The 706-nt window shown below is 69.5% G+C and carries 1 protein-coding gene; it reads left to right on the forward strand.

Annotated features, from left to right (window positions below):
* The coding region (locus BIX52_RS22330; protein WP_245803275.1) for a phage tail tube protein at nucleotides 1-567 on the forward strand (567 nt) is incomplete at its 5' end.
* Nucleotides 568-706 lie beyond the last annotated feature (139 nt).

The following is a 706-nucleotide window of genomic DNA, read 5'->3' on the forward strand; positions in this document are numbered from 1 at the left end:
ATGGCGACCGGCTGCGTCGTCGATCGCGTCAGCTGGCAGATGCAGCGGTCCGGACTCCTCACGGCGACCGTCGGCCTGATCGCGCAGGGCGAGACGGTCGCATCGAGCACCGGCGCGGGTACGCCGTCCGATTGGTCGCTGAAGCGCTTCGGTCACTTCGCCGGCTCGATCAGCCGTGACGGTTCCGCGCTCGGCAATGTCGTCTCGGCCGAGGTGACGTACGCTAACAACCTCGATCGCATCGAGACCATCCGCGCCGACGGGCGCATCGACGGTGCGGATCCGTCCATCGCCGCGCTGACCGGCCGGATCGACGTCCGCTTCGCCGACCAGACGCTGCTGAACCAGGCGATCAACGGCACCGCCGCTGAGCTGACCTTCGCCTATTCGCTCCCCTCGGGCGAGAGCTTCGAGCTCGTCGCCCACGCGGTCTACCTGCCGCGCCCACGGCTCGAGATTTCCGGGCCGCAGGGGGTCCAAGCGAGCTTCGACTGGCAGGCGGCGCGCGATCCCGTCGCCGGACGCATGTGCACCGCAACCCTCGTCAACGACGTGGAGGACTATTGATGCTTCGACTCGACCTTCACCGCGAGCCGGTCTGGCTCGACCTCGCCGCCGGCGTGCGCGTCTGCCTCGCCCCGCTCACCACCGCGCTGATGGTGTCGGCGCGCAACGACCCCGCCGTCCACGAGATGCCGGACGACGC

The organism is Acuticoccus yangtzensis (genome assembly GCF_001927245.1).
Taxonomy (GTDB): domain Bacteria; phylum Pseudomonadota; class Alphaproteobacteria; order Rhizobiales; family Amorphaceae; genus Acuticoccus; species Acuticoccus yangtzensis.